Annotated in this window: 1 rRNA gene; it reads right to left on the reverse strand. The window is 59.6% G+C overall.

What is annotated here, in order from left to right:
* Positions 1–270: ribosomal RNA gene (locus GCU69_RS09305) — 23S ribosomal RNA — on the reverse strand; the annotation flags it as partial.

Below are 270 nucleotides of genomic sequence, written 5' to 3' on the forward strand. Positions count from 1 at the left end.
TAGGCTTAGCGGGTGGTCCCGCCAGATTCACACAGGATTTCTCGGGCCCCGTGCTACTTGGGAAAACATGCAAGAGAGCCGCTGATGTTTCGTCTACGGGGGTCTTACCCTCTACGCCGGACCTTTCGCATGTCCTTCGACTACACCAACGGTTTCTGACTCTCCGACCGGCCGGCAGACCGATCCAGCACACTCCCACAACCCCGAAAGCGCAACCCCTGCCGGGTATCACACGCCTACGGTTTGGCCTCATCCAGTTTCGCTCGCCAC

It is taken from the genome of Streptomyces lycii (assembly GCF_009735685.1).
Classification (GTDB): Bacteria; Actinomycetota; Actinomycetes; order Streptomycetales; family Streptomycetaceae; genus Streptomyces; species Streptomyces lycii.